The following is a 264-nucleotide window of genomic DNA, read 5'->3' as shown; positions in this document are numbered from 1 at the left end:
AGTGCTCACACAGATTGTCTGATGAAAAGTAAATAGCAAGGCGTCTTGCGATTGAGACTTCAGTGTCCCCTTCGTCTAGAGGCCCAGGACACCGCCCTTTCACGGCGGTAACAGGGGTTCGAATCCCCTAGGGGACGCCACTTGCTGGTTCGTGAGTGAAAGTCACCTGCCGTCATATCTCAAAACTGACTTACGAGTCACGTTTGAGATATTTGCTCTTTAAAAATCTGGATCAAGCTGAAAATTGAAACGACACATCTTAAT

The 264-nt window shown here is 47.0% G+C and carries 1 tRNA gene; it reads left to right on the top strand.

The annotated features are described in order from the left end of the window. Positions 1 to 64 precede the first annotated feature (64 nt). Positions 65 to 140: transfer RNA gene (locus tag N6P30_RS24540), tRNA-Glu, on the top strand. The last annotated feature ends 124 nt before the right edge of the window (positions 141 to 264 follow it).

This window comes from Enterobacter sp. PL1, assembly GCF_945957325.1.
Lineage (GTDB): Bacteria > Pseudomonadota > Gammaproteobacteria > Enterobacterales > Enterobacteriaceae > Enterobacter > Enterobacter roggenkampii.
The sequence above is the reverse complement of the archived record's forward strand: the minus strand, read 5'-3'. Positions and strand labels throughout refer to the sequence as shown.